Consider the following 25,132-nt stretch of genomic DNA (forward strand, 5'->3'; position numbering starts at 1 on the left):
TTAAATGAGATTCTCTAGTACCATTTATCCTCATTATCACCTTTTGTTTTGCCACTCTTCATTTACCTTGCCAATTACTCCCGCCCCTAATCATCAAGCCCCACATCCGCTTCAATATCGGAAAGATATCGATGGCTTGCGCGCCTTAGCAGTTTTATTGGTAGTGATTTATCACGCCTTTCCCAATTGGGCGCATGGTGGGTTTATCGGGGTAGATATCTTTTTTGTAATTTCAGGATATTTAATCACCTCAATTATTTTGGATGGTCTTACTGATGGCTCATTTAGTTTGATCAATTTTTATGCCAAAAGAATTATCAGGATATTTCCAGCATTAATTTTGGTTTTAGTGCTCTCGATTGGGTTAGGTTGGCTGATTCTATATCCTGCAGAACTGCAATTGTTGGGCAAGCATATTCTTTCTGCCATTGGATTCTTCTCAAATTTCACTTATTTATCAGAAGCCGGTTACTTTGATAGTCGCGCAGTAGAAAAGCCCCTGCTACATCTTTGGTCGCTGGCAATTGAAGAGCAGTTTTACGTTGTATGGCCCATTCTTTTGTGGCTAGCCCATAAATTCAAGCTACCTATGCTGAAGCTTATTGGGCTTCTGATTCTGTGCTCTTTTGCGTGGAATATTTACCTGGCGCATGTAAATAAATCTGCAGCGTTTTACCTCCCCCTCGGTCGGTTTTGGGAGCTCTTAATTGGTGGGCTATTGGCATATGCACTTTTTCCCCATCGCATGCAGGGGGGCAAGAGTCAAATCGATCAAAGAGATCAGGGGGTAGCTCAAAACACTTCATCTCTGAGTTCATCTTTGAAGAGGTTTGAAAAGTCTGTGCATGAGCACCTCATCTCCAAGCAGATATATTCTTTTTTAGGCCTGACACTTTTAGTGGTGGGGGTCATTGTTATTTATCCACGCAGCTTATTTCCCGGCTGGCTTGCATTGATACCAGTGATTGGGGCGGCGCTCATTATTTTGGCCGGCGAAAGGGCGCTGATCAATCGCTACCTCCTGTCTAATCGTCTGATGGTGGGTATCGGTTTGATTAGTTATCCTTTGTATCTATGGCACTGGATACTTCTATCCTATGCGCAGATTTGGGGCCCCATATTTATTGAGCAAAGACTCTTCATCGTTGCCCTATCCTTTGTAAGCGCCTGGCTTACTTTTAAGGTGATAGAGAAACCTTTACGAAATCGACAGTCCATTCGTCAAAAAGCGGGTATCTTACTCTTGCTCATGAGCGGTATTTTGCTTGCAGGATTTTTGTTAAATGGAAATGGATTTCCCAAGCGAATCGTTCATTCTTTAGCTCAGTTTGAAGCCTCTGCACAAGATGGTGGTGATCAGGGTTTTGTGAGTAAAGGGTGCGGTCTATCAGACCTCTCCTTGCAAAACTATTTTTATGCCTGCCTACAAGATCAGCGTGAACCTGCAAAATTTGCTCTGGTAGGTGATAGCAAAGCAATGGCTCTTTTTCCTGGCGTGGTACGCACCTCATCTGCTGGGGGTAGATGGCTGGCTATTTATGGACCTGGCGGTGATCAGGCTATTCAACCATATCTCTCTAACAGTCGCACAGACGTTAAGCCAGCAAAAGCACCACTTACTGATCAAGCGGTTACTCAGATTGCACAAAACTCGAATATCAAAGCCGTAGCAATTGTCTTTTCTAGCAAAGGGGTAATGACTACTGATATTGATAGTCTGTACAAAGGACAACATCAAGCCCAAGCTATTGCTGGCTTGGAAGCAATTACTGCAAAATTCATTGCAAGCAATCAGCGGGTAGTGTTGGTAGTAGATAACCCTAGCCTGGCATTGCCGCAAGACTGCTTTCATCGCAAGCTTGGCATCTCCTGGTTTGATGAATTTAGTAAAATTGATAGCCGTTGCTCGATGACCCTTGAAAATCACCAAAAAATGACGGGTAAATATCTGGAGGTCTTAAGCACGATCGCCCAAAAACACCCAGGCCAAGTTCAAGTATTTGACACAAGCCCCATTCTTTGTGATGTCAAAAATAATATTTGCTCTTATCAAAAAGAAGGTCGCAAGATGTACTCCTATACTGATCACATCTCTGACTATGCTGCCGGTAGTATCGGGATAAGTTTGAACCAACAGCTTTTGGGTAGCTCCAGATAAGTACGCCAAGTCGAATAAGGATAAAAGATTCGCATGAGAATTGTTTTAGCAAGCCAATTTAAGAACGAGGCATTGAGAGCCGTTGAATGGCTTGAGTACTATAAAGCTCGCGGCATTACCGATTTCATACTGTGTGATGATCACTCAAGCGATCATTCGGTTGAGCTGATTAATAGTATTGACGGGATTCATGTAAAGCATTTCTCTTCACTATCTATCCCAACACGCTTTTCTGGATCTTCCGATACGGAGCTCTATAAGTGGGACTTAGAGCATCCGCAAAATCAGCACACCAACTTTCGTCGGATGTTTGCTTATGCTTGCGAGCACTATGGCCCAGATACTGCAATTGGTTTTTTAGATATGGATGAATTTATTTTTACAAACTCTGATCTACCGCTAGTTCAAGTGATTGGTGAAAAAATTCAACATTACGCAGTCATCTCTATTTGCAGTTTTGAAGTAGATTCCAGAACCTTTGAGGTGACTGGTAATAGTCTATTGGCTCAATCAACGCTTTCAATGTCAGTTGAAAGCCGCATACACTCAACTCGGCGCACCTCTGTTAAATCAATGATCAACCTAGGGCATCCGCTTAGCAGGTATGCTTTTACAGAGCCCATTGAAGAAATTGGCGCCGGAATTCATACGGCGGGATTACCGCTGAGCTCAAGAAAAACATTGAGTGGAATGTGGCGTAAACGCTTTAAGAATTACTTCCGAGCCCTATTGAAGCCCAGTGCAAAAAGATGGTATGCCCTGGAGGAGGTATGGGTACCCAAAAACCCGCATGATACATTTTCACTGAGTTCACTGTGGCTAAGAGTGGATCCATATAGCCTCTCCTATTTGCATTACCGCACCCCCAGCTATGATATGGCTATCAATGGGCCCTTATTTGATTGTGATTATGATTTGGAAAAAATGCCATAAGTTGTCGCATTTTGGATATTGAATTCCCCTTCGAGGTAAACTGATTATTAAATTTATATCTAATCAATATTTATGAAATATTATCGTATCTACCCAGTACTATTGGCCATTTATTTCGGCTTATTCTCTTCGCATCTTCAGGCACAAGGGGCTTTAGCTATCCCATTAAATATTCAATTTGAATACGACCTTAAGATTACAGCCGATCCAGCGAAGAGGGCTGCTTTTTTGAAGCAATCCGGTGAAGCCCCTAGTCCCTATGAGCAAGTATTCAGTCTGGTAAAAGGATCAATGCAGGTAGCAACAGTAGTTGATAAGGTCGATATTCGTAAAGACCAATATCACATTAACTCCACCGGTACTTTAGGCTCCGTTCTTTCTACAGTGCTAGCGGATCAAAAGCTATTAAGAGATTCAGTCGGCACAGTTACTAAAGATGGATTTGTGACCAACACTTATCAAGAGAAGCGCGGTAATACCGAATTGCTGATTGCCAAAGTAGAAAAGAACCTTGTAAACTTTTATAAAGTTTCTTCACGTACTCCACCGCTCGGTAATGCCCCTTTTACTGGGCGCTTATACGACATGCTAACTGTAGGCTATCAATTTATTGGCCGTGATCTTCCGGCCAAATCCATAGTCTTGCCGGTAACGGATGGAAGGTCCTTGAAGACTTACACCTTAGTACGTGGCGAGCCTTGGGATTTTCCTTTTGAGAATGGCAAGGTCAAGGCTATTCGGTATTACAAGACCACCTCTAAAGATGACACTGCCACTTTTGAAGTTTGGTTCTCAGAGAAAGAGCATGTGCCATTGCGCTCAGTAATTGGCTTGAATGCCCAATATGGCGCAACCATTCAAGTTGATTTGAAAAAAATTCCTGCAATGTAAATACCTATTAAAAAATATTACATGAGCCGCCATTCATTAATTGCCATTATTGCTATCACTCTAATTGGATTTATCTTATTTAAGGGTGCGGCAAGTTTTTTATGTGAGCCAGCAAAAAGTAATCCAGTGGTTAATGTGATCTCTAATGTCATTCCAGTACCAGAGCCTATTAAAGGAGCTGCTCAGCCTGACCCATTTTCATGGGAGCCGGTCATGCAGCGTATGGCCCATTTTTTCTCCAAAGCCTGTCCAAAATAATTTCCTCCCCTAAGGGGTTAATGATGTGGTGAGACTAGGGTACAAGGCTTAAAAATAAGTACTCAAAGAAGATAATCAAGTGCACCACCCCTTGTAATAGAGTGGTTCTGCCAATGGCTAATGTTAGGGCCCCAATAAAGAATGACAGATACATCAAGGTCATGTTGAGACTGCTAATACCTAGGCTGAGCGGCAAATCAAAGAAGATGGCTATTGCAGCAATTGCTGGAATAGAAAGTCCAATGCTCGCTAAAGCAGAGCCTAAGGCTAAGTTCAAACTGCTTTGCAGGCGATTGGCTTTGGCTGCTCTGACTGCCGCAAATCCCTCTGGTAAAAGTACTAGCAGGGCAATCGCAATGCCCACAATGGTTTTAGGTGCGCCGGCCGCTTTTACTCCCGCCTCAATCGCTGGGCTGAGTAGTTCGGCAAGACCAACAACTACGATTAGCGAGAGTATCAGCAGGATTGCACTGACCGCAGTTTTGAGATTGCTGGGTTTGAGAGCGTGAAAATTAATATCTGTTTTTTTATCAGCAGCTTTTGGCAGGTAGTAATCCCGATGGGTTACAGTTTGAAAGAATAAAAAAGCAATGTATAGCGCAAAAGAGGCGATTCCAGCAAAAGCGAGCTGACTCTTGGTAAAGTCTGGCCCGGGTGTGCTCACCGTGACAATGGGCATGATCAAAATAAAGGTTGCTAAAGCAGTTAGCACTGCCAAGGCAGAATTAGTCCCTTCATTGCGAAAGCTCATCTCATGATGATGTAGGCCGCCAATAAAAATACACAGGCCAATCACGCCATTGATCACAATCATTACTGTGGCAAATACAGCGTCACGAGCAATGAATTCCGATCCATCATGTCCCGAGAGCATCATGGAGATAATTAAGGAAACCTCAATGATGGTGACGCTAATAGCAAGCACCAATGCCCCATAGGGCTCTCCTGTTTTATGGGCTATTACTTCGGCATGATGAACAGCTGAAAGTACTCCACCAATTAGCAGAACAGCCATCAGTGCAATAAACCAAGTTTGACTGGCTAGGGAGTGAAGGAGTTCCATGGATGGGTCTTATTGGATTGATGAAAATCCACTCAATTGAATTTAAGGTTAAGCTTACAAGTAATAAAAAACAGAGTAATTGATCATGAGAGTTCGATATTGGAGTGTAAGGTATTTATGAAGGCAATCATTCTTTTTGGCCATGGGGCCCGTGATAATCGGTGGCGCGAGCCCTTTGATCGGTTGGCAGAGCTTTGGCGTGTCCAGCATGCAGATCTACCAGTGGAGTTGGCTTTTTTAGAAATGATGCAGCCTAGCTTAGAAGAAGCAGTTACTTCCCTTGGCGCTTTGGGAGCTACTTACATCACCATAGTGCCGGTCTTTTTTGGCCAAGGTGGCCATTTAAGGAATGATTTCCCCGTATTACTAAATGCCTGCCAGAAAAAGTTTCCGCAAATTGCTTTAAGCGCGACGCCGGCCGTTGGAGAGGATCCCGCCGTCTTGCAAGCGATTGTGGATTTCGGAGCTAGGGCTCTCTAAGTTTTGTTTTGCATGCTTGTCTGAAGTTTGGCCTGTAGTTCTGAGGGCCTCGCCAACCATAATGAGTGCTGGCGAAAAACTGTCAAACCAATGATCCGCTTTACCTAAAGCCAGTTCACCTAAAGTGCTTGACCATTGACGCTCACGCTCTGTACTCACGGCTTCTAAAATGTGTACTGGCGTATTTTCTGCTTGATTGGAGCTTTTTTCAATTAACTGCTGCGCAATCTTGGCAGCATCTTTACGGCCCATGTAATACACCAAGGTATCGGCACTAGGGTTCTGGATTGGCTGCATGTGATTGTCGTGTGCTCCTTGGGCGAGCGTGACAAAAGCAACACTACGCGAGATACCGCGCAGGGTTAAAGATTGCTGTAGGCTTGCTGCGCCAGCTAATGCAGCGGTAATGCCCGGTACGACTTCTACTTCAATCCCCATTTTCTTGAGTGCTTGGATTTCTTCATCGGCTCTGCCAAAAAGCATGGGGTCGCCACCCTTGAGGCGCACAACAATTTTGTACTGTTTGGCAGCGTCAACTAATCGTTTATTAATAAAGTGCTGGGCAGAAGAAAGCTTGCCACAGCGCTTACCTACAGGCACCTGAATAGCCTGTGGACAAAGGGATAGCATCCCGGGTTCCACTAGCGCATCATGAAAAACCACATCAGCCTTTTCTAGGAGCTTGGCTCCACGGACGGTAATGAGATCGGCGGCCCCAGGACCAGCGCCAACCAGATAAACTTTGCCGTATGAAGAGTTGTTTTTCATGACTTTTATTTTGTGCTTAGCTTATTTTTAGCTTATGGCTAGCAAAGATCTCTTGCCGCGCCAGCTGTTCTGCGTAGTTACAGTAAAAAGATCAAATTGCTTTAAGGCAACATCGAGGTTTTGATCATGACGCAATGCAAAGCTATCAAACCCTACCCGTGCGCCTTGTAAGAGTTGATCAATCAAAACATCACCAATCATGCGAATCTCTTTATCCCAGCCTAAGCGATCGCGTAAAAGAGCTGCTGTACTGAAGCTTCTACCATCCCTAAAGAGTGGAAAGTAGGCGGCTACAAGTGGCCAGTATTGTTTGCCCGATTCAATCAGTTCTGCGTGCTGAAGGATGTCATCATCCGCAGCAAACCACACACCTATTTGACCTTTTTTGGCTTTGGTCAAAACGTCAGACCCTTCATGACGCGAATCAAGTTGACTACGCCACCAAGTAAATGGCACAAGTACTTTGCTATTTGCATACTCTGCAGGAAGACCGCTTTCATCTTGCACATCCCAAACTTGCCATTCATTAGGAGCAAGAAATGGTTTTCCCTCTCTTGGAAATAACAGCACTTGAGCATGAGACTGGATTAGTTTTGTTGGGTTGGAATTACTCATCACGCATCCTCCCCAACGGTTTTATCTGCCTCCCCTTTTTTCTTGGCATTCTGATACGCAGCTTCTTTAAACGGGATTACTCCAAGACGGCCATAGGCATCAATAAAGGACTCATCTTCATTGCGGTGCGCGACGTAGGTATTAATGATGTTGGTGATAACGTCTGGGATTTCATCAGCATAAAAAGAAGGGCCAATCACCTTACCAATGGCGGCATCATTGCCTTGTTCGCCGCCCAAGGTGATTTGATACCACTCTTCACCGTCTTTATCGACACCGAGCACACCAATATTGCCTACGTGATGGTGGCCGCATGAATTAATACAGCCTGAAATATTCAAGCTGATATCGCCCAAATCAAATAAGTAATCCAAATCATCAAACCGTTCCTGAATCGCTTTAGCAATGGGTAAAGATTTGGCATTGGCTAGTGAGCAAAAGTCACCGCCAGGGCAGGCGATGATGTCAGTGAGCAAACCCACATTTGGCAGCGCCACTTTTTGTTTCTTCGCCTCTTGCCAGAGGGCGTATAACTTGGCTTGTTCAACATCAGCCAGCACTAAGTTTTGCTCATGAGTGACGCGTAATTCACCAAAAGAGTATTGATCAGCCAGATCAGCAATGGCAAGCATCTGCGCAGTGGTCGCGTCACCTGGGGCAACAGTGCCATGGGGCTTGAGCGATAAAATCACGCTAGCATAGCCAGGTACTTGATGGGGTTTGACATTGCGCTCTAACCATCTTGCAAAGGCTGTTTTATCTGCTTCACTTGCAATGTTGATCACTTGCTCATTGGTGAGGGCGGTCAAGCTCTTATACGCAGGCTTAGTAAAGTGTTTGGCAACGCGATCCCATTCCGCTTGGGTGAAATTGTCATCACCATTTTTGATGTGCAACCACTCACCTTCAACCTGGCGCGCAAATTCTTCAGGGCCTAAAGCCTTCACTAAAATCTTGATACGGGCTTTGTAGAGATTGTCTCTGCGGCCAAAGCGGTTGTAGACGCGAAGTAGGGCAGTAAGATAGCTTGGCAATAACTGCCACGGCAAATCAGTCTGAATCAGAGACCCCAAAATCGGGGTGCGGCCCATGCCACCGCCGGCATAGATATCAGCCGTGAGCTCACCATTATTAACAGCTTTGTTTTTCTTCAGTTCAATGCCTACGTCATGACATAGCAATACTGTGCGGTCTTCTTTGGCGCCATTGACGGCAAACTTAAATTTGCGTGGAAGATGTGCAAACTCTGGATGAAGAGTAGACCATTGACGGAGTAATTCACAAACAGGGCGAGGATCGACGTATTCATCACCGGCAACCCCAGCAAAAGCATCACTTGTAATATTACGAATACAGTTGCCTGAGGTCTGAATGGCATGCATTTCAACTTTGGCGAGCTCGGCCAAAATATCGGGAGTGTCTTCTAAGGTGACCCAGTTGTATTGAATATTTTGACGGGTAGTGAAGTGGCCATAACCGCGGTCATATTTTTCGGCAATGAGTGCCATGGTGCGCAGTTGCTTGGAATTAAATAAGCCATAAGGGATGGCAACCCGCAGCATATAAGCATGGCGCTGGTGGTAAAGCCCATTTTGCAGACGGAGGGGGCGAAACTCTTCTTCGGCTAAGGTGCCATTGAGACGTCGGGCAACTTGGTCCCTAAATTGGGCAACCCGTTGATCTACCAGGGTTTGGTCAATATGGTCATATTTATACATAACGGACGATTGTCATGGATTTTCAATATTGCTACAAATACTCAAAAGTCTGCGCTATATAACTATATTGATATATAGATGCAATTTATACCCTGGATCTTCTGTTAAGTTTTTAGATCAAGATCTATAGGACATCGACCATATTTTGCGCTACCTCAAAGAAAAGTAACCGCTTACCTCTTTAAAGCCCAAATTCCCGATAGTGCCTATACAGATTGGCAATTGAGGCAAAGCCCAGGGCAACAATCAGAATAGCAAAGACGTAATCGATCGTCAGATAAGTAAAGACCCCCAATTGAATGAGGATTGCTGCCCCAACAAAGCTAGCAATCGAACCAAAGGCAACTAACTTAAAGTTCGGAATAAACGCCCCCAAGGTGATCGCAATAAACACGATATAGAGATCAGAGACGAGTTGATCCGCTGTCACAAAAACCGTGTTTGTAAATTCTGGTTTGATCAATTTCCCCAAAACAGCAAACAGCAAAATGGCTGCGAGAATTGCAAAGTTCAGCTTTGCTTTATCTAAGATGGCTTTGAGTTGATCGTTCATGCTGCTCGATAGTTTCTTACAATGCGTTTTTTATGAAGCCGCACTGCCGTTGAATACGAGACTCATACCAATCCATAGCAGTACAAATGCAACTAAGATCGTTGAGCCAATTTTCTTGAGAAAGTATTCAAGGGTATCCATATAGGCTTCATCTCCCCTGCCAAAGTATTGGTCAAAGCGTTTCCAGACAAGTCGACCCACAACAACGGGTAGGAGTATGGCAACAATGCCAAGAATGACGGTAAGCGTGTTATCCATGAGGGGTGTCTTTCTAAATTCAATACCCAATGCTATTGGTGTATTTGCTCATTTGTGAAGGGTAAAGAATACCCTTTTTTCTAGTAATCCCTATTGGCAGTTTCTATGAAGGCTGATTTGTCTGTTGAAACCCGGATTCGGCCATTGATAGGGGGTTTATTGATACAGTAGAGGCTTCTAAGCAAATTCACCCTCTAGAGAGCCCCAATATGACTGAACTCGATGCCGCACAAATCAATGAAATTCGTAGCAAGGTATTGGGGGCTGCAGCTAAAGTTCCTGGCGCCCTCATTGGTTTGGGTATTTTATTGATCATACTGGGGATGATTGGCATTGCAGGCCAGACACTATTTTCTTTTGTCTCAGTGAATGTACTCGGTATTTTTCTATTTGCTGGTGGTGTACTCCAAGGAGTTCATGCATTTCAATCGAGCGGCTGGAAAAGCCTTGCCGTTCAGATTGTTTTTGCTATTTTGTACATAGCAGCAGCACTTTATGTTTGGGCATTCCCTATTCCAGCGCTTGAGGCAATTACTTTATGGCTCGCAGCAATCTTTTTTGTCACTGGTGTATTGCGTTTAATTTCTGCATTCCAGCATCGTCATTTCAGTGAGTGGATTTGGATGGTACTTTCTTCTGCGCTCTCCATTTTAATGGGCGCCCTCATCCTGAATGGCTATCCAGAGTCTAGTTTGTGGTTACCAGGTTTATTGATTGCGATTGAACTGCTCTTACAAGGTTGGTCTTTGCTCTTCTTGGGTTTAGCAGCACGTTCGCTAACTAAGTAAACAGCCGCATAGGCACTCAGCGCGGAGAGCTCTTCTGATGACAATGAAAAAAACCGACCTGTACAAAAACTTAGCCTTGGCTACTGCGCAACGGATGAAAAATGCTACCAAAACCCCAAAGTTAACGGCAGCTGATAAGGCTAAATCTAAAAAAGAGTTGGCAGAGGCAAACCCTTTATTGGCTTCTTTAATGGGTAAGAAAAAAGCGAAGTAGTGCAGTCAAAAAACCATTTTCTTCTTGTCGATTTCTTAAAAACCTTTGCTGCTGTAGCGATCATTCTGCATCATCTATCAAATTATGGTCAGATTGCTGAGGATGCTCGGCAACTTCTACCAGGCATCATGGATTTCTTGTTTGAGTATGGTCGCTACGCTGTGCAAATCTTTTTGGTGATGGGTGGATATTTAGCCGCTCAATCTTTGACTCGCTCTGAAAAACTAAAAAACTCCAGAGATGTCCTAAAGATAATTATTAACCGCTACTTAAGACTTTTTGCTCCCTATGTCGTTGCGCTACTAGTAACCATTGCATGCGCTTGGGTAGCACGCTTTTGGATCCAAGATGAATTTGTGGGTGAATCAGAAACACTGAGTCAGTTCTTGGCGCATCTGTTTTTCTTCCAGGGCTTTTTGGGCTTGGATGCGATTTCTGCAGGAGTTTGGTACGTTGCTATTGATTGGCAGTTGTACGCTATCTTGGCTTTATTGCTCGGCATGTTTCCAGGCTTTAGATCCTTAGTCTGGATATTGACGATATTGTCTGTGGCATCTTTGCTGTATTTCAATCGACTGACTGCTTACGAAAATTATTTTATTTATTTTATTGGCGCATATGGCCTGGGCGCACTTGCCCAGCTTTGTAAAAATTACCCAGATCAATTGGTAAATCGTATTGCCGTGATATGTATCGTACTAGCCGGCCTAGCCATCGCTGTTGCTAGCTTTCATCAATTCTGGCCACGCAATCTCTTGGCTTATGTAGTTGCTGTCACACTCATCTTTTTTGGCGATTTGGCATATAAAGATCAGGTACGGGTGCACAAACATATCCAGCCACATAAACTTGTCAATGCCATTTTATGGAGCAGTAGAAGATCTTATTGCGCCTTCTTATTGCATTTTTCTTGCATCTTGTTGGCTAACAGTCTTTATGTTGGCTGGGGTATGAGTCACTTGCATGATGGCGCTCTGGCGCTAGCACTTATGTTGATGGCCTTTGTTGCGAGTTGGGGCGCTGCCAACTACCTGTATCGCTGGGTTGAAGTGCCCTCTAGAAGAATAAAGCTTTAAAGCCCCATATCCTTTAACACACGGAAGATCTCGCGATAAGCCTTCGGTGGTTTATTTTGCTCTTTCTCTCTACGCGCATTGCGAATGAGGGTGCGCATATTCTGAATATCCATATCAGGATATTGTTCAATCATCTTGGTGAAGGCCTCATCATTGTTCACTAGCCTATCGCGATAACTTTCTAAAAAATGCAGCTTAGCTGTTTCAGCTTTGCTTACCCCCTGAATGGCATCTAAACGCTTTTGAATGGCATCAAGTTCTTCTTCATCTAAAAAGCGCATGAGTTTGCCAAGATATTGTTTATGGCGCCGAATTGCTTCAAAACTTTTGATCTTGTTGGTTTCTGCAATCGCTACTTTGATGGCTTCATCTAGAGGGATGGTTTTGAGGGCATCGCTGCTCAACGCTGCTAAGACTTCTGCCAATTTCTGGCGTTCTGTCATTTGGCGCTTAAGCTCAGACTTGCTGGGGCCTTCATCAACCTCGACTAGCTTAGGAGTGCGATTCTTCTCATTAATGTGCATGTCCTCATTTTAGACGGGTATTAGGCTATTCTGAGTAGATGCCGATTTTCTAGCTTTAGTAAATAATAGACAATCAGGTGAATACCGCCTTATCTGAAGCAAAAAACATGACACAAGCAAACACCTACGACTACATCATTATTGGGGCAGGCAGCGCCGGTTGTATGTTGGCCAAGCGTTTGACAGAAAATCCTGCAAAAAAGGTGTTGCTAATCGAGGCTGGTAAGAGTGATCACTACATCTGGATTCACATTCCGGTGGGTTACCTGTACTGCATTGATAACCCTAGGGCGGATTGGCGTTTTAAGACTGTTGCAGAAAAAGGCCTGAATGGCCGTTCTTTGCTTTATCCGCGCGGCCGTGTTTTGGGTGGCTGTTCTTCGATTAACGGCATGATCTATATGCGTGGTCAAGCGGGAGATTATGAGTCCTGGGTGCAGGCAACTGGTGACGATGCATGGTCTTGGGAAAATGCCCTAGCTCGCTACAAAAAGTTTGAGGATTATCACGGGCCCGCCAATGAATGGCATGGCAAAGGCGGTGAGTGGACTGTCTCTCGGCAACGCTTACGCTGGCCCATCATGGATAAGTTTAGAGAGGCTGCTGTGCAGGCAGGGATTCCGGCATCAGATGACTTTAATCGTGGCGATAACTTTGGCGTAGGCTACTTTGATGTCAGTCAGCGTGCCGGTTGGAGATTAAATACTTCTAAGGCATTTTTAAGAGATGCAGTCAAGCGCAGTAATCTCACGGTGATTACTGAGGCAGTAGTGACAAAACTCAATATTGATCCTGCGACCAAAAATTGCTACGGGGTGGAGTATTTAAAAGACGGCCTTGCTAATGAAGCTTTATGTGCACATGATCAAGGCGGCGAAGTTTTACTTTGTGCCGGCGCTATTGGTAGCGTACAAATTTTGGAGCGATCTGGTATTGGTGCTGCCGCCCATCTCAATCGATTAGGTATTCCCGTGATGGCTGACTTACCTGGCGTTGGTGAGAATCTCCAAGACCACCTACAGTTACGGATGGTCTATAAAGTAAATGGTATTAAGACTCTAAATACTAAAGCGAATTCTTGGTTTGGCAAGATGATGATTGGCCTCGAGTATCTCTTTAAGCGCTCCGGCCCTATGTCCATGGCGCCTTCTCAGTTGGGGGCATTTGCTTATAGCTCACCAGAGCAGAAAAGTGCGAATGTGGAATATCACGTGCAACCGCTCTCATTAGAAAAGTTTGGCGAAGACTTGCATGCTTTTAATGCCTTCACTGCAAGTGTTTGTAATCTCCGCCCAACATCGCGTGGCAGCATCCATATCCATTCTATCGATCCTGAAGCGCCACCAGTTATTCATCCAAATTATTTGTCGACCGCGCAAGATCGCAAGATTGCCATCGAGTCATTAAAACTAACGCGCCAGATTGTGCAAAGCCCAGCGCTTGCGCCGTATTCCCCCGAGGAATATAAACCGGGCGCGCAGTATCAAACTGAGGAAGACTTAGTGAAAGCTGCAGGCGATATTGGTACAACCATCTTTCATCCGGTGGGTACCTGCAAGATGGGGCGTGCTGATGATCCAATGGCAGTGCTAGATTCACAATTACGGGTGAGAGGTATTCATTATTTGCGCGTAGTGGATGCTTCAGCTATGCCCGCGATCACCTCAGGCAATACTGCCGCGCCTACGATGATGATTGCAGAGCGCGTTGCGGAGTTAATCACTAGTGCATAGTCCCCACAAAAGCAATCAACTGCCTGCAAGTCATCTTCTGCTAGCCTTAGCGATTGTGGCGGTGTGGGGCACCAACTTTGTGGTGATCAAGCTTTGTTTGGCTTCGTTTCCACCATTTTTATTTGCAGCACTTCGTTACACCTTTGCATTTTTACCTTTGGTATTTTTCATCCCAAGACCTAAAGTCCCCTGGAGCAATCTTTGCACCTATGGTGTAGCAATTGGAGTTGGGCAATTCGGTATTTTGTATTTCGCTATTGATGGCCGCATCTCTCCGGGTTTGGCTTCCTTAGTCATTCAGACGCAAGTTTTCTTCACAATTGGCTTTGCAATGTTCTTTGCTAAAGAGCGCTTAAGACTTTACCAAGTGGTTGCGGTTTCAGTAGCGATGACTGGTCTAGCAATCATTGCGCTCCATACCGATGCAAACACCTCATTTTTGGGGTTGGCTTTAGTAGTCTTTGCAGGTCTGTCATGGGGTGTGGCGAATACTGTTAGCCGGCGCGCTGGCTCAATCAATATGTTGTCATACGTTGTTTGGGCAAGTGTATTTTCACTTCCACCCCTCTTTCTAATTTCTTGGATTTTTGAGGGCGGCTGGGAGCATATCAGCGCTTCTCTTAGTTCCGCCCCTCTCGGTGCGTGGGCAGGAGTGCTTTGGCAATCTTGGGGCAATACACTATTTGGTTATGCCGCCTGGGCCTGGTTGCTATCTAAGCATCCCGCTGCGGCTGTAGCGCCTGCACCATTATTAGTCCCAATCTTTGGCATGGGGGCCTCGGCTTATTTCTTGAGTGAGTCTTTACCTTTGTGGAAAATTCTGGCAGCAGGCCTCGTGATTGCTGGTCTAATCGTCAACCTATTCTGGCCAAGTCTAGAAAAGTGGCTCAGAAAGGGAAGCGGATAAGCATTTTTTAGTCTCACAAGCTAGCCTAGGGGCTAATGTAAACCCTAAGGAGAGCGTGTTTTTTGCTACTGCAATCATAGTAAGATTACGCTTCGTTATCTGTAGTGCCTATAAAAAGTATTTATTTCATTAGTAATTTTTAGTCATGGAGACTTTATGAATATTCGTCGTCATATTTTTGCAGTAGCTGCCGCTGCAATGCTTACAACCGGTGCTTACGCTGCCGATATTAAAGTGGGCGTTATTGGCCCATTCACAGGTGGCTCATCCTCAATGGGTGTCAGCATGCGTGATGGCGTTCGTCTTGCTGCAAAAGAAATTAATGCTGCTGGCGGTGTTAATGGCAATAAGCTCGTATTGATTGAGCGTGATGATGAAGCTAAAAACGAGCGCGGCGTACAAATTGCGCAAGAATTTATTAATAATGAGAAAGTCGTTGCTACTCTCGGTTACATCAACACTGGTGTTGCATTGGCTTCACAGCGTTTCTATCAAGAAGCTAAGATTCCAGTCATTAATAACGTTGCTACCGGTTCATTGATTACTCATCAATTCCCAAATGCAGCAGAAAACTATGTTTTCCGTACCGCTGCTGCTGACAATATTCAAGCCCCGATGATTGCTAAAGAGGCAGTTGAAAAACGTGGTTTGAAAAAAGTGGCTATTTTGGCTGACTCAACAAACTACGGTCAATTGGGTCGCGAAGACTTGGAAAAGGCTCTGAAGTCTTATGGCGTAACCCCTGTAGCGGTTGAGAAGTTCAATCTCGGCGACGTTGATATGACTTCACAATTACTTAAAGCAAAGAATGCTGGTGCTGAAGTAATTTTGACTTATGCCATCGGACCAGAGTTGGCGCAGATTGCTAACGGCATGGGTAAATTGGGTTGGAAGAAGCCAATGATCGGTAGCTGGACATTGTCTATGGCTAGCTTTATTGATACCGCCGGTAAGAACGGTGATGGCGCAACAATGCCTGAAACTTATATTCAATCTCCATCTACAACTGCTAAGCGCAAGGCTTTCCAAGAAGCTTACCTAAAAGAGTTCAAGCCAAAAAATAACAATATCGCTTCTCCGGTTTCTGCTGCCCAAGGCTACGATTCTGTGTACCTATTGGCTGCGGCGCTCAAGCAAGCAAATAGCACTGATGGCCCAAAGATTTTGGCTGCATTGCAAGACCTCAAAACTCCAGTAGATGGCGTTGTAATGACTTATAACAAGCCATACACAGCAACTGACCATGAGGCAGTTAAAGCAAAAGACGTTGTCATGGGTGTGGTTGAGGGTGGCCGTGTTCAGTTCTTGAATGCTGAGGATGCAACTCCGAAGAAGAAGTAATTTACCTCAATGGTGGGCGGGCTCTAGAATTATCCCGCACTGCAACATTGGTATCCCCAAAACGCCGCCCCCAAAGCGGCGTTTTGCTTACAATGGCGGATTCGTCAATTAAACAGTTTTAAGTATATTTAGGTCAACACAATGGAAATGCTTGCACAAATCCTCTCGAGCGGTATAGCAGTGGGGATGATCTATGCTGTTATCGCCTTTGGATTTCAGCTTACTTTTGCCACTTCTGGCACTCTAAACTTTGGTCAGGGCGAGGCCCTCATGTTAGGCGCTCTCGTCGGATTGACCTGCGTAGATACCTTTGGTATGAACTACTGGATGATGATTCCAGTGGTCTGTATTTTTGGCATGATCCAAGGTAGCTTCGTTGAGCTCATCGGTGTGCGACCAGCAATCAAAATCAAATCTGAGTTTGGTTGGATTATGTCCACTATCGCTCTTGGAATTATTTTTAAGAACGTTGCCGAAAATATCTGGGGTCGTGATGCATTACCATTCCCATCCCCTTTGCCGATGGAGCCAATGAGCTTCTTAGGTGCCAATATTCTGCCAATGGAAATCTTGGTGGTCGTTGGCGCACTTGTCATGATGTTGTTAGTGGAGTTCTTTAACCGTAAAACTATTTACGGTAAAGCAGTTGTAGCGACTGCAAACGATCGCGACGCGGCTGGCTTAATGGGCATCAATACCAGCGTAGTCATTACCTTCTCTTATGCTTTGTCATCATTGACTGCTGCATTTGCTGGTGTATTGATTGCGCCTCTCACATTAACTGGCGCAACGATGGGCGGCGCTTTAGGCTTGAAGGCTTTCGCGGTGGCCATTATTGGCGGCTTATCGAGCGGTCTCGGAATTATTGTTGGCGGCTTGATCCTTGGCATCGTAGAAACAGCAACGGGTTTCTATATCTCTACAGGATATAAAGATGTCCCCGGTCTGATCTTGTTATTGCTGGTATTGGCATACAAGCCATCTGGTCTCTTCGGCAAATCTGCAATTAAGAAAGTTTAATGATGAAATTGAAGTCTCTATTACCTCTATTAATTGCAATCCTAGGGTTATTTTGTTTACCCCTATTTATTCATAACCCTTATTACATTCACTTAGCTGAAACAATTCTGATCTACACCATCTTGTTGTTTGGTTTGGATATCGTAGTTGGCTATGTAGGACAGGTATCTTTGGGTCATGCTGCTTTATTTGGTATTGGCTCTTACACCGCAGGTATTTTATTTTTCCACCTCGGCTTGCCAATTTGGGTAACGATTCCAGCTGCTATTGTGGTGACAGCAATTTTCGGCGGCATTTTGGCCTTGCCGGCTTTAAAAGTGATCGGACCATATTTGGCGATGGTGACCTTGGCGTTTGGAACCATTGCACAGATTCTGATTAATGAAATGACTTGGTTAACTGAAGGCCCATTGGGAATTAAGTTAACTCGCCCAGAACTCATGGGTGTGCCAATGACTAAGGCTGAGTATTTCTGGTTAGTTTCTGCAATAACTATCCTTGCCCTGATTGTTGTAGACCGCTTTGTTAAATCCCAAATGGGTCGTGCTTTTGAGGCTTTGCGTGATAGCCCGGTGGCTTGTGACTGTATGGGTGTTTCTGTGTATCGCTTTAAGGTGATCGCATTTGTCATTAGTGCAGGCTTTGCTGGTTTAGCTGGTGCCTTATACGCTTATTCAGAGCAATACATTTCACCAAACACGTATAACAACGAATTAGCGGTTCTATTTTTGCTCGGCATCATTATGGGTGGACGCAAGTCGCGCTTGGGTGCTGTGATTGGTGCAGCAATTATTGTGTTGTTGCCAAAACTATTGGACGATATTCATTTATTCCGTATCGTAGCTTCATTGATTGCCATCGTAGTGGTGGTGGGTGCAGGCTTGGCTTTGTCCAAGCAAGTAACTACTCCAAAACGTGTAGCTATTCCTGTTGCTGGTGTAGTGGGCTTAGCGGCCTTCTCATTCTGGCTTGATAGTATTTCTGACTGGCGCTTGAGTATTTTTGGCTTCATGATTTTGCTAGTGGTGTACTACTTGCAAAACGGTATCGTTGGATTTGCTAAGAGCTTTTATCAATCGATAGCTGGCAAAGCAAAAACCACTCGCGGTGAAGAAGCTGAAGTAGTGGATGACTCGATTAGCTTTATTAGCACTGTTGCCAACCAAAATGCTGGTACTGAGCTGTTGAAAGTTGACTCTGTATTGATGCAGTTTGGTGGCTTAAAAGCGTTGAACAATGTTGATCTGAGCATCAAGCGTGGCACCATTCATGGCTTGATTGGTCCTAATGGTTCCGGTAAGAGCACCATGATGAACGTGTTAACCGGTATTTATGTGCCTACCGCTGGTAATGTTTTATATGCTGGTGAGAGCGTAGTTGGCAAGACTTCATCCGACATTGCCTTGTCAGGCATTGCGCGAACATTCCAAAACGTGCAACTCTTTGGTGAGATGACTGCCATCCAGAATATTTTGGTTGGTTTGCATCACACCTTTAAATCCAATATGGTTGAGATTGCCTTGCATCTGCCACGCTACAAAAAGGAAGAGGCTGAGGCACATGCTCGTGCATTGGCGCTTCTCAAATTTGTTGGCTTGGATGACTTAGCAAATGAAGAGGCGCGTAACTTGCCATACGGTAAGCAGCGTCTCCTGGAAATCGCCCGTGCCTTGGCGCTGGACCCTGAGTTGCTGTTGTTGGATGAGCCGGCAGCGGGTTTAACAGCTCCTGATATTAAAGAACTCTTGCGCATTATTCGTAAGATCCGCGATAGTGGCATTACCTTCATTCTCATTGAGCATCACATGGACGTGGTGATGTCAGTTTGCGATACCGTCTCTGTATTGGACTTTGGTCAGAAGATTGCAGAAGGTAAGCCGGCTGAAGTTCAGGCAGACGAGAAGGTGATTCATGCCTACTTGGGTACTTAATCACTAGAACATATTGAATCGGTAAATACCATGTTATCTATTAAAAATCTTGAAGCCGGTTACGGCAAAGTTAAAGTCCTTCATGGCATCAATATTGATGTTCCTAAAGGGCAAGTGATCACCTTGATTGGCTCTAACGGTGCAGGTAAAACGACCACGATGCGCGCTATCACTGGCATGATTAAGCCAACTGCTGGTGAAGTGACGCTTGGTGGTGAAAAAATTGATGGCTACGATTCTCATAAGATCGCCCGCCTTGGCTTGGCCCACAGCCCCGAAGGTCGTCGCGTTTTTACGACTATGTCTGTGACTGACAATTTATTGCTTGGCGCATTCCCTCGTTTTACGGGTAGCCGCCCTAAGGGCGATATCAAGAGCGATCTTGAAAAGTCTTTAGAAATGTTCCCGCGCCTTAAAGAGCGCCGCAATCAATTAGCGGGTACTTTATCTGGTGGCGAACAGCAAATGTTGGCAATGGCTCGTGCAGTGATGTTAAATCCAGAAATCATTCTTTTAGATGAGCCATCAATGGGCTTGGCGCCGATCTTGGTTGAAGAAGTCTTTAAGATTATTTCCAATCTCAAGTCACAGGGCGTCACGATGTTATTGGTGGAGCAGTTCGCAGCCGCAGCTTTGAATGTCGCTGACTATGGCTACGTGCTTGAGAACGGCAAGATTGCTACTCATGGACCAGCTGCAAAACTTAAAGATGATCCAGCCGTGAAGGCTGCTTACTTGGGCGGTGCTGGTGGGCACTAACTATCAAGCTTGCCGCAAAAGAAAAAGCCCTTAGCAGTAAGGGCTTTTTTCATATGGTGCTCAGACCTTTGATAATCAGGCCAATAGCGACGACAAATACGAGTACAGAGAAAATCTGCTGCAATCTGGGCCCACTGAGCTTCTTGCCAAACTCCCTACCAATAAGCAGGCCAACTAAGGCTCCCAGAGAGTAAGGTGCAGCAACCAATACATTCATATTGCCTGAGGCAATTGAGAATAGGGCGCTCCCACTAGCAATTATTGCAAGTACTCCTAGAGAAGTTGCCACGATCGACTGTGCGGATAGATCGGTATAGCGCTTTAGAAAGGGCACAATCACAAAGCCACCACCAACCCCTAGAAGCCCAGATAAAAAGCCTGCTAAGCCCCCTGAAAACATCAATGCTCTTGCGCAGGGGATATTCCAGTCTAACTTGCCTTTATCTGGATTGATGAGGCAAGGCGGCGGCTTTCTTTCGACTGACGGCATTCCAAGGATTTCTCTTCCGGCTCGAATAAACAGAGTGATTGAGACATAAAACAGAGTGCAGCTAAAGAGAATTAATAACGGTGCATTGGGGATTCGTTGAGCTAGCCAGAGTCCAACGGGTGAAAGTAACAAACCAAAAATTGCCATAAAGCCAGATGCTTTGTAGCGCAGAATTTTATTCTTTAAGCCTAAGATAGCTCCGACTGAAGAGGCGATTGCAATCGCCAAGAGTGAAATAGGTGCTGCCTCGGCCACACTAAAGTGCATCACAAAAATTAACAGGGGGACAGATAGAATTCCGCCACCGGCACCAGTTAAGCCCATGAGGATTCCAACAAGAATCCCCAAGGAGGGGCTGATTAATATTGAGTAGTCCATGGAGCCATTTTATGGGGCAAGTACCGAATTCAGTCAGTGTACCCCTCGGCTAGCTCATGGGCTCGAATATTGTATTTTTCTTAGTCCGTGTAATAAAAAGATTGCAAAGAATATCAGTCCAACCATCCAATGAGTGCTCACAACACGATCTCGAATTTCTTCTGGACCGTAATACAGTAGGACTCCTGAAATTAATAAGATCGCTAGAAAGCTCAGTTGGCTAAACCCGCTAATCCATTTCTTTTTGGATTTAATACCTGCTTTTAAATGAAAGGGTAGTACTGACCCTAGGGCTAAAGTGGCCAAGATTGCTGCAACTCCGTGAGCAGCCAAAATAGAATGAGTTCCCAAGGTTGTTCGTTGAATATGAAACTCATGGCCAAGCAGATACAAGCTCCCGCTAATGGAGCAAGCAAGCATGCCGCTAAGTACAAATAATCTTTGCCAGCTAGGCATTTTTCCCAAACGGCTCATGCAGCAATCCGAATGGCTTGTGCTGAGAAGTGGCGAAAGCATGGGTGATCATGCCTGCCTGAGAGCGCAAGTACCTTAGTAAGAGCATCTGCGTAGACGCATTCATGGGCCAGAATGGAATAAGAGTCCGGGACATTCACATGCGCTTCAGAGGCATCTTGCGCCAAAGGATTAATGATGTGACTGAGATGCTGATCTCTATTGGCAAAGTACAAGCCACTTGTCGCGATAGCCCCGTTTTGTAATGAGCCGATATCAATTAATTGTCTGGGTTTATTTGGATTCCGAATTTGGACTGATCGGGGGTTATCGCCAAATACTCGAAGATCGCCTCCCGCATTTACGCAGCCAGATTGGACTCCGCTGACCATTAAGCTTTCCACCGCTTTATCCACCGCGAAGCCTTTAGCAATTCCGCCAAGGTCTAAGCAGATGGGTTTAGTGGAGGTGATGACCTGTGGCTCTATAAATTGGATGTCTTGAATGCCACCAAACTCATATTGAGATAGGTCAATATGAATGGGTAATAATCCAGCAGCCACTAGTCGATTGCCAATGCCGCAATTAAATAAACCATTCGATTGCTCATAAACATTGATGGCAATTTGGAGGATTTGCGCAGTCCAGGGATGAACTTCCATAGCCACTAGATGCGCCCATCGATTCATTTGAGTGAGCTCACTTAAAGGGTTGTGAAAGCTCATTAGATTCTGAACCTGTTTTACTGTACTAAATGCACTACCTATCGCCTGTTCATCATCTTGATCAATTGAGATTTCAATAAATGTTCCCAGAAGAGCTTTGCAGCGCGTCGTCATTTTGTTTTAAGTGCTAAATCATGTAAGACTGCCACTCTCTTCACGCCATCAGTAATGTGCTTGCAAGAAAGTGTGGCGCCACCAATGTTCTGAATATCTTGATTCAGTTTGATGGGGTCCTTTGCAGTCTTGCCAACAAACTGTTTACGCCACTGCGCTTCTTCTACTTCATAGCCATAAGACTCGACATATTCCAAAATCTCAATACCTAAAATGCTGCCATTGGGTGCAATCCCGACAGCATAGGTAATCATTTCGTGTTTGCCGACTACCTCATCGATGACAAGCCAGCCGCCATCGGTAGTCTTCCAGATGCGGTCTCCTTGAAAAGGGTGACGAATGCTAGATGCCGCCCGCATTTTTTCTTGTAAATCGTCAGTAATGATGATGGGTGCTCTTGTGAGCTGCTTATTAGGAAAGAGAATTTTCTGTGCTTGCTCGGTAGTGGCATATATTTTTGCGTGAGCAATGATGGGTGAACTCACCATTGCCAGCCCAACAATCGCAAAGGGATTAGGTTTCCAGTTCATTTAATTTCTTGCTCCTTAGTTCAGTGGAAAGCCAACTTTGACAATGAATTCATTGATGGTATGACTATCCCAAACACGAGCGTTCGAACATTCAGCTTCACCGCCACCCATGCAGTTGCCACCTGCTAATTGATAGCGCCAGGCCCCAGTTACCCACCAGTCCTTAGCGGCATAGTGCATGTTGGGACCAACAAAGGTGGCGCGTTGTACTTGGTTGCGTAGATTTAATTCTGAATAATCGTTGTGAAAGCGAGCCTCTACTCCTGCAGACCATTTTGGAGCAAAGCGATAACTAGCGCCCACTAAAAAATCGAGCATAGACTCAGGGACATTGCCATTCTCAATAAATTTCAAGCGTTCATTTGCCACTACGACGTTGCCAGCAAGCACTAAGCGATCGTCAATGAAATTGGATTGCAATAAAAGCCTTGCTTCAAGCTCATCTTTATTTCTGCCCCAGGTAGGTTCGAGATAGAAACCAACTCCAACAGGAGATGTCACTGGATTGGTGAGTCGATAAATGGCTTCGAGTGAGCCACCTTCAATGCCGCTCTTTCGGTATGGGGTGGCAGGATCATGCGAGGAGGGTACCGCATAGCCACCGGTACAAGTGGGCTCTTCTCCGCATGCCTCAGGGTTGGTGTAGTTCTGATTGGCATTGGTGTAATAAGAATTGATATAGCCCGCAATTTGCAAATCATTCGTAAGGCCATATTCCAATTCGGATCTAGCAGTCCATGCTTCATATGTGCCCGCTGCCTGCTGTTGATTTAACTGCAGGCGTTGTTCAAATTCCAACTTGCCTTTAGGTTGAAGATCAAGCGTATAGATCCAACCAAACACTCCTTCGCCTGCATGGGCAAAAGAGAAATGAAGGGCGGTTGCAAGAATAAAACTAAAGGCGATCAGTCTTTTGATGGTCAATTTCATAGTCATATCAGGTTGGTGGTTAAAAAAATATAAATAAGAATGGTTCTCAATATAGCATCAAATGAGAATCATTCTCAAATAGAAAAATGACCACTTTCTAATAAATGGTGGAATTTATGAGGCTTTTCGTTTTTGCTTGTAAGATTTCTCTCACATGAATGCAGAAGCCCTCGAAAAACTGGTCTTAATAAAAATGCCCTTTGGTAAACATGCTGGGCGTGCATTGGCAGACCTGCCAGGAAATTACTTGGCTTGGTTTGCGCGCGAGGGATTTCCTAAGGGAGAGCTGGGCCAGTTGCTAGAGTTGATGCACACGCTTGACCACAATGGATTACGTGGACTTTTGGCGCCCATCCAAAGAGCGCATGGTCAAGAAGAGCGCTAACTTTATTTTGTGCGAACGATTGCAATAACCCGATTGCGCTCATAAGTCACTATTGCAGTATTCGGAGGACTACTTTGAATAAGAGTGGGAATGAATGAGGTCTGAGTTTCAAGCTGACCTCCAATTTTCTTGGCTAGATCACTATTTTGGTCATACTGAATCTGAATGCTGGCTACCCGACCTTCTTTGATGTTTTGAATAAGTTGATCAAGCTTAGTCTGAGAGTAATGATCAAAAAATATGGGATACCAGCCACCGATGATCCTGCCGTCCTTGGGCTCTGAGGATGTTGCTTTAGGGGTGGTGGCCATAGCATTCAGCGGCAAATGAAAATCAATGCCAGTTTTTTTAACCAAGTCTTGGTAAGAGATTGGCGGAGTCATATTGGCTTCATTGGTATTTTCAATCCAATAGGCCCATGCCAAATTTTTACTGGGGTCATAAACCAATTTAAATAGATGGGTAGGAATAGTGACTCGGCTGCTGCCAATACTGCCGCTATTACCAGTGGATCCAGTAAACACATAAACCTCACCAGCAGCTCTTTTGACATAGAGCCTTGTCGGCTCCTCTACATTCTTAGCCCAAATACCCTGATTATTTTGTCTCGCCTGGGGCATCATGTTTGCCAATGAAAAGGACTGGGCCATTGACCTTTCATTACTCATATCCCCGGCTGGGGCGTTGTGGCCTCGGTCATACCCACTTCCGCGGTAGTCTGAGAGTAGGGCCCGCTCTGCAAATGGCAGCCTCGCTTCCTCATAAAACCGATTGCTTCTTTTGGGGTGAGGGGTCGATAGGCGTTCTCGACTGAGCTTCTCGACTGTATAGATAGGCTTCTTCTCTATAGGCGAGTAGTAGATGGCATAGCTATCGAAGCACAAATCTCGTCCTGTTTGTTGGGTGCTGGGGGCTTGCTGCTGCGGGAAAAGGTCTTGGCATTCCTCGAATATGGCGAAGGCGCTAATGGGGTTGAGTAGGCATAGGCTTAATGCCAGGACAAGAATCTGACGAAGAATGTTCATAGGATCTTAGTGTAGGGGGAGGCGTAAGCCATTGCCCATTTTTTAATCCAAACTAGCTGCAGAGCGAATCAGAAATTCAGCTCACCAAGTGGCTTGCTTGAAAGTCAACGCTTC

At 45.0% G+C, this 25,132-nt stretch carries 28 protein-coding genes; 15 read left to right on the top strand and 13 right to left on the bottom strand.

What is annotated here, in order from left to right; translation table 11 throughout:
• Positions 1-67 precede the first annotated feature (67 nt).
• The 4 genes from C2740_RS01790 (at position 68) to C2740_RS01805 (ending at position 4,240) form a co-directional block, all read left to right on the top strand.
• Complete coding sequence (locus tag C2740_RS01790; RefSeq protein WP_251369666.1) at positions 68-2,158, top strand: acyltransferase family protein; 2,091 nt, start codon at positions 68-70, stop codon at positions 2,156-2,158.
• A gap of 33 nt (positions 2,159-2,191) precedes the next feature.
• Positions 2,192-3,091, top strand: coding sequence for a glycosyltransferase family 2 protein (locus C2740_RS01795; protein WP_215293710.1), 900 nt, complete (start codon positions 2,192-2,194; stop codon positions 3,089-3,091).
• Positions 3,092-3,163: 72 nt separating this feature from the next.
• On the top strand, positions 3,164-3,982 hold the full coding sequence (locus C2740_RS01800) for a DUF3108 domain-containing protein (RefSeq protein ID WP_215293711.1): 819 nt from the start codon (positions 3,164-3,166) through the stop codon (positions 3,980-3,982).
• 21 nt (positions 3,983-4,003) lie between these two features.
• Positions 4,004-4,240 (top strand): hypothetical protein, encoded by a 237-nt coding sequence (locus tag C2740_RS01805; RefSeq protein ID WP_215293712.1) that lies wholly within the window; start codon positions 4,004-4,006, stop codon positions 4,238-4,240.
• A gap of 34 nt (positions 4,241-4,274) precedes the next feature.
• On the opposite strand, the gene C2740_RS01810 is transcribed toward C2740_RS01805, so the two are convergent.
• Positions 4,275-5,303 (bottom strand): calcium:proton antiporter, encoded by a 1,029-nt coding sequence (locus tag C2740_RS01810; protein ID WP_215293713.1) that lies wholly within the window; start codon positions 5,301-5,303, stop codon positions 4,275-4,277.
• A 117-nt stretch (positions 5,304-5,420) separates the two neighbouring features.
• Here C2740_RS01810 and C2740_RS01815 point away from each other — a divergent pair, with 117 nt between their 5' ends.
• Entirely contained in the window at positions 5,421-5,783 is a 363-nt protein-coding gene (locus C2740_RS01815; protein ID WP_215293714.1) for a sirohydrochlorin chelatase, read from the top strand.
• Here C2740_RS01815 and cobA read toward each other — a convergent pair.
• The 5 genes from cobA to C2740_RS01840 form a co-directional block, all read right to left on the bottom strand.
• Positions 5,706-6,551, bottom strand: a complete 846-nt coding sequence (gene cobA, locus C2740_RS01820; RefSeq protein WP_215293715.1) for a uroporphyrinogen-III C-methyltransferase — start codon at positions 6,549-6,551, stop codon at positions 5,706-5,708. The two genes, C2740_RS01815 and cobA, sit on opposite strands and share 78 nt — an antisense overlap.
• Positions 6,552-6,578: 27 nt before the next feature.
• On the bottom strand, positions 6,579-7,166 hold the full coding sequence (locus C2740_RS01825; protein WP_215293716.1) for a DUF934 domain-containing protein: 588 nt from the start codon (positions 7,164-7,166) through the stop codon (positions 6,579-6,581).
• Positions 7,166-8,884 (bottom strand): nitrite/sulfite reductase, encoded by a 1,719-nt coding sequence (locus tag C2740_RS01830; protein WP_215293718.1) that lies wholly within the window; start codon positions 8,882-8,884, stop codon positions 7,166-7,168. The genes C2740_RS01825 and C2740_RS01830 overlap by 1 nt, the downstream gene beginning before the upstream one ends.
• Before the next feature lie 181 nt (positions 8,885-9,065).
• Positions 9,066-9,437 carry a hypothetical protein gene (locus C2740_RS01835; protein ID WP_215293719.1) on the bottom strand — a complete coding sequence of 124 codons (372 nt, stop codon included), beginning with the start codon at positions 9,435-9,437 and terminating at the stop codon, positions 9,066-9,068.
• Between the two features lie 30 nt (positions 9,438-9,467).
• On the bottom strand, positions 9,468-9,695 hold the full coding sequence (locus tag C2740_RS01840) for a hypothetical protein (RefSeq protein ID WP_215293721.1): 228 nt from the start codon (positions 9,693-9,695) through the stop codon (positions 9,468-9,470).
• A 209-nt stretch (positions 9,696-9,904) separates the two neighbouring features.
• Between C2740_RS01840 and C2740_RS01845 the strand changes: the two genes are divergently transcribed.
• The 3 genes from C2740_RS01845 to C2740_RS01855 are packed head-to-tail and all read left to right on the top strand — an operon-like array spanning position 9,905 to position 11,773.
• Positions 9,905-10,483 carry an HdeD family acid-resistance protein gene (locus tag C2740_RS01845; protein WP_215293722.1) on the top strand — a complete coding sequence of 193 codons (579 nt, stop codon included), beginning with the start codon at positions 9,905-9,907 and terminating at the stop codon, positions 10,481-10,483.
• Positions 10,484-10,520: 37 nt separating this feature from the next.
• Positions 10,521-10,697: a hypothetical protein gene (locus tag C2740_RS01850; RefSeq protein WP_215293723.1), complete on the top strand. Its 177-nt coding sequence runs from the start codon at positions 10,521-10,523 to the stop codon at positions 10,695-10,697.
• Positions 10,697-11,773: an acyltransferase gene (locus C2740_RS01855; protein ID WP_215293724.1), complete on the top strand. Its 1,077-nt coding sequence runs from the start codon at positions 10,697-10,699 to the stop codon at positions 11,771-11,773. The genes C2740_RS01850 and C2740_RS01855 overlap by 1 nt, the downstream gene beginning before the upstream one ends.
• On the opposite strand, the gene yjgA is transcribed toward C2740_RS01855, so the two are convergent.
• Entirely contained in the window at positions 11,770-12,297 is a 528-nt protein-coding gene (yjgA, locus tag C2740_RS01860) for a ribosome biogenesis factor YjgA (RefSeq protein ID WP_215293725.1), read from the bottom strand. The two genes, C2740_RS01855 and yjgA, sit on opposite strands and share 4 nt — an antisense overlap.
• Before the next feature lie 107 nt (positions 12,298-12,404).
• On the opposite strand from yjgA, the gene C2740_RS01865 reads away from it, so the two are divergent.
• The 6 genes from C2740_RS01865 (at position 12,405) to C2740_RS01890 (ending at position 19,988) form a co-directional block, all read left to right on the top strand.
• On the top strand, positions 12,405-14,030 hold the full coding sequence (locus C2740_RS01865) for a GMC family oxidoreductase (RefSeq protein ID WP_215293726.1): 1,626 nt from the start codon (positions 12,405-12,407) through the stop codon (positions 14,028-14,030).
• 19 nt (positions 14,031-14,049) lie between these two features.
• The gene (locus C2740_RS01870; RefSeq protein WP_215294266.1) at positions 14,050-14,937 is read left to right on the top strand and encodes an EamA family transporter; all 888 of its coding nucleotides are present in this window, start codon (positions 14,050-14,052) and stop codon (positions 14,935-14,937) included.
• Between the two features lie 156 nt (positions 14,938-15,093).
• Positions 15,094-16,278 carry an ABC transporter substrate-binding protein gene (locus C2740_RS01875; protein ID WP_215293727.1) on the top strand — a complete coding sequence of 395 codons (1,185 nt, stop codon included), beginning with the start codon at positions 15,094-15,096 and terminating at the stop codon, positions 16,276-16,278.
• 141 nt (positions 16,279-16,419) lie between these two features.
• Positions 16,420-17,298, top strand: a complete 879-nt coding sequence (locus C2740_RS01880) for a branched-chain amino acid ABC transporter permease (protein ID WP_215293728.1) — start codon at positions 16,420-16,422, stop codon at positions 17,296-17,298.
• A 2-nt stretch (positions 17,299-17,300) separates the two neighbouring features.
• Positions 17,301-19,229 (top strand): ATP-binding cassette domain-containing protein, encoded by a 1,929-nt coding sequence (locus C2740_RS01885; RefSeq protein ID WP_215294267.1) that lies wholly within the window; start codon positions 17,301-17,303, stop codon positions 19,227-19,229.
• Between the two features lie 30 nt (positions 19,230-19,259).
• Positions 19,260-19,988, top strand: coding sequence for an ABC transporter ATP-binding protein (locus C2740_RS01890; RefSeq protein WP_215293729.1), 729 nt, complete (start codon positions 19,260-19,262; stop codon positions 19,986-19,988).
• A gap of 49 nt (positions 19,989-20,037) precedes the next feature.
• On the opposite strand, the gene C2740_RS01895 is transcribed toward C2740_RS01890, so the two are convergent.
• From C2740_RS01895 to C2740_RS01915, 5 genes are read right to left on the bottom strand one after another with little or no spacing between them, the layout of a single operon-like run.
• The gene (locus C2740_RS01895; RefSeq protein ID WP_215293730.1) at positions 20,038-20,856 is read right to left on the bottom strand and encodes a sulfite exporter TauE/SafE family protein; all 819 of its coding nucleotides are present in this window, start codon (positions 20,854-20,856) and stop codon (positions 20,038-20,040) included.
• 54 nt (positions 20,857-20,910) lie between these two features.
• Positions 20,911-21,330, bottom strand: a complete 420-nt coding sequence (locus tag C2740_RS01900) for a hypothetical protein (protein WP_215293731.1) — start codon at positions 21,328-21,330, stop codon at positions 20,911-20,913.
• Positions 21,327-22,148, bottom strand: a complete 822-nt coding sequence (locus tag C2740_RS01905; protein WP_215293736.1) for an FAD:protein FMN transferase — start codon at positions 22,146-22,148, stop codon at positions 21,327-21,329. The genes C2740_RS01900 and C2740_RS01905 overlap by 4 nt, the downstream gene beginning before the upstream one ends.
• Positions 22,145-22,678 (bottom strand): FMN-binding protein, encoded by a 534-nt coding sequence (locus C2740_RS01910; RefSeq protein ID WP_215293737.1) that lies wholly within the window; start codon positions 22,676-22,678, stop codon positions 22,145-22,147. The genes C2740_RS01905 and C2740_RS01910 overlap by 4 nt, the downstream gene beginning before the upstream one ends.
• A 15-nt stretch (positions 22,679-22,693) precedes the next feature.
• Positions 22,694-23,608: a DUF6662 family protein gene (locus tag C2740_RS01915; protein ID WP_215293739.1), complete on the bottom strand. Its 915-nt coding sequence runs from the start codon at positions 23,606-23,608 to the stop codon at positions 22,694-22,696.
• 154 nt (positions 23,609-23,762) lie between these two features.
• Between C2740_RS01915 and C2740_RS01920 the strand changes: the two genes are divergently transcribed.
• Positions 23,763-23,993, top strand: coding sequence for a DUF3820 family protein (locus C2740_RS01920; RefSeq protein WP_215293741.1), 231 nt, complete (start codon positions 23,763-23,765; stop codon positions 23,991-23,993).
• 2 nt (positions 23,994-23,995) lie between these two features.
• Here the strand turns inward: C2740_RS01920 and C2740_RS01925 are convergent, their stop codons facing one another.
• Positions 23,996-25,018, bottom strand: coding sequence for a DNA/RNA non-specific endonuclease (locus C2740_RS01925; protein WP_215293742.1), 1,023 nt, complete (start codon positions 25,016-25,018; stop codon positions 23,996-23,998).
• Between the last annotated feature and the right edge of the window lie 114 nt (positions 25,019-25,132).

It is taken from the genome of Polynucleobacter sp. MG-5-Ahmo-C2 (assembly GCF_018687735.1).
In the GTDB taxonomy this organism is placed as follows: Bacteria; Pseudomonadota; Gammaproteobacteria; order Burkholderiales; family Burkholderiaceae; genus Polynucleobacter.

Excerpts from the sequence above, each read along its gene's own strand:
- C2740_RS01795 (WP_215293710.1), top strand. The coding sequence starts at position 2,192 with ATGAGAATTGTTTTAGCAAGCCAATTTAAGAACGAGGCATTGAGAGCC.
- C2740_RS01800 (WP_215293711.1), top strand. The coding sequence starts at position 3,164 with ATGAAATATTATCGTATCTACCCAGTACTATTGGCCATTTATTTCGGC.
- C2740_RS01805 (WP_215293712.1), top strand. The coding sequence starts at position 4,004 with ATGAGCCGCCATTCATTAATTGCCATTATTGCTATCACTCTAATTGGA.
- C2740_RS01810 (WP_215293713.1), bottom strand. The coding sequence starts at position 5,303 with ATGGAACTCCTTCACTCCCTAGCCAGTCAAACTTGGTTTATTGCACTG.
- C2740_RS01815 (WP_215293714.1), top strand. The coding sequence starts at position 5,421 with ATGAAGGCAATCATTCTTTTTGGCCATGGGGCCCGTGATAATCGGTGG.
- cobA (WP_215293715.1), bottom strand. The coding sequence starts at position 6,551 with ATGAAAAACAACTCTTCATACGGCAAAGTTTATCTGGTTGGCGCTGGT.
- C2740_RS01825 (WP_215293716.1), bottom strand. The coding sequence starts at position 7,166 with ATGAGTAATTCCAACCCAACAAAACTAATCCAGTCTCATGCTCAAGTG.
- C2740_RS01830 (WP_215293718.1), bottom strand. The coding sequence starts at position 8,884 with ATGTATAAATATGACCATATTGACCAAACCCTGGTAGATCAACGGGTT.
- C2740_RS01835 (WP_215293719.1), bottom strand. The coding sequence starts at position 9,437 with ATGAACGATCAACTCAAAGCCATCTTAGATAAAGCAAAGCTGAACTTT.
- C2740_RS01840 (WP_215293721.1), bottom strand. The coding sequence starts at position 9,695 with ATGGATAACACGCTTACCGTCATTCTTGGCATTGTTGCCATACTCCTA.
- C2740_RS01845 (WP_215293722.1), top strand. The coding sequence starts at position 9,905 with ATGACTGAACTCGATGCCGCACAAATCAATGAAATTCGTAGCAAGGTA.
- C2740_RS01850 (WP_215293723.1), top strand. The coding sequence starts at position 10,521 with ATGACAATGAAAAAAACCGACCTGTACAAAAACTTAGCCTTGGCTACT.
- yjgA (WP_215293725.1), bottom strand. The coding sequence starts at position 12,297 with ATGCACATTAATGAGAAGAATCGCACTCCTAAGCTAGTCGAGGTTGAT.
- C2740_RS01865 (WP_215293726.1), top strand. The coding sequence starts at position 12,405 with ATGACACAAGCAAACACCTACGACTACATCATTATTGGGGCAGGCAGC.
- C2740_RS01875 (WP_215293727.1), top strand. The coding sequence starts at position 15,094 with ATGAATATTCGTCGTCATATTTTTGCAGTAGCTGCCGCTGCAATGCTT.
- C2740_RS01880 (WP_215293728.1), top strand. The coding sequence starts at position 16,420 with ATGGAAATGCTTGCACAAATCCTCTCGAGCGGTATAGCAGTGGGGATG.
- C2740_RS01885 (WP_215294267.1), top strand. The coding sequence starts at position 17,301 with ATGAAATTGAAGTCTCTATTACCTCTATTAATTGCAATCCTAGGGTTA.
- C2740_RS01890 (WP_215293729.1), top strand. The coding sequence starts at position 19,260 with ATGTTATCTATTAAAAATCTTGAAGCCGGTTACGGCAAAGTTAAAGTC.
- C2740_RS01895 (WP_215293730.1), bottom strand. The coding sequence starts at position 20,856 with ATGGACTACTCAATATTAATCAGCCCCTCCTTGGGGATTCTTGTTGGA.
- C2740_RS01900 (WP_215293731.1), bottom strand. The coding sequence starts at position 21,330 with ATGAGCCGTTTGGGAAAAATGCCTAGCTGGCAAAGATTATTTGTACTT.
- C2740_RS01905 (WP_215293736.1), bottom strand. The coding sequence starts at position 22,148 with ATGACGACGCGCTGCAAAGCTCTTCTGGGAACATTTATTGAAATCTCA.
- C2740_RS01910 (WP_215293737.1), bottom strand. The coding sequence starts at position 22,678 with ATGAACTGGAAACCTAATCCCTTTGCGATTGTTGGGCTGGCAATGGTG.
- C2740_RS01915 (WP_215293739.1), bottom strand. The coding sequence starts at position 23,608 with ATGAAATTGACCATCAAAAGACTGATCGCCTTTAGTTTTATTCTTGCA.
- C2740_RS01920 (WP_215293741.1), top strand. The coding sequence starts at position 23,763 with ATGAATGCAGAAGCCCTCGAAAAACTGGTCTTAATAAAAATGCCCTTT.
- C2740_RS01925 (WP_215293742.1), bottom strand. The coding sequence starts at position 25,018 with ATGAACATTCTTCGTCAGATTCTTGTCCTGGCATTAAGCCTATGCCTA.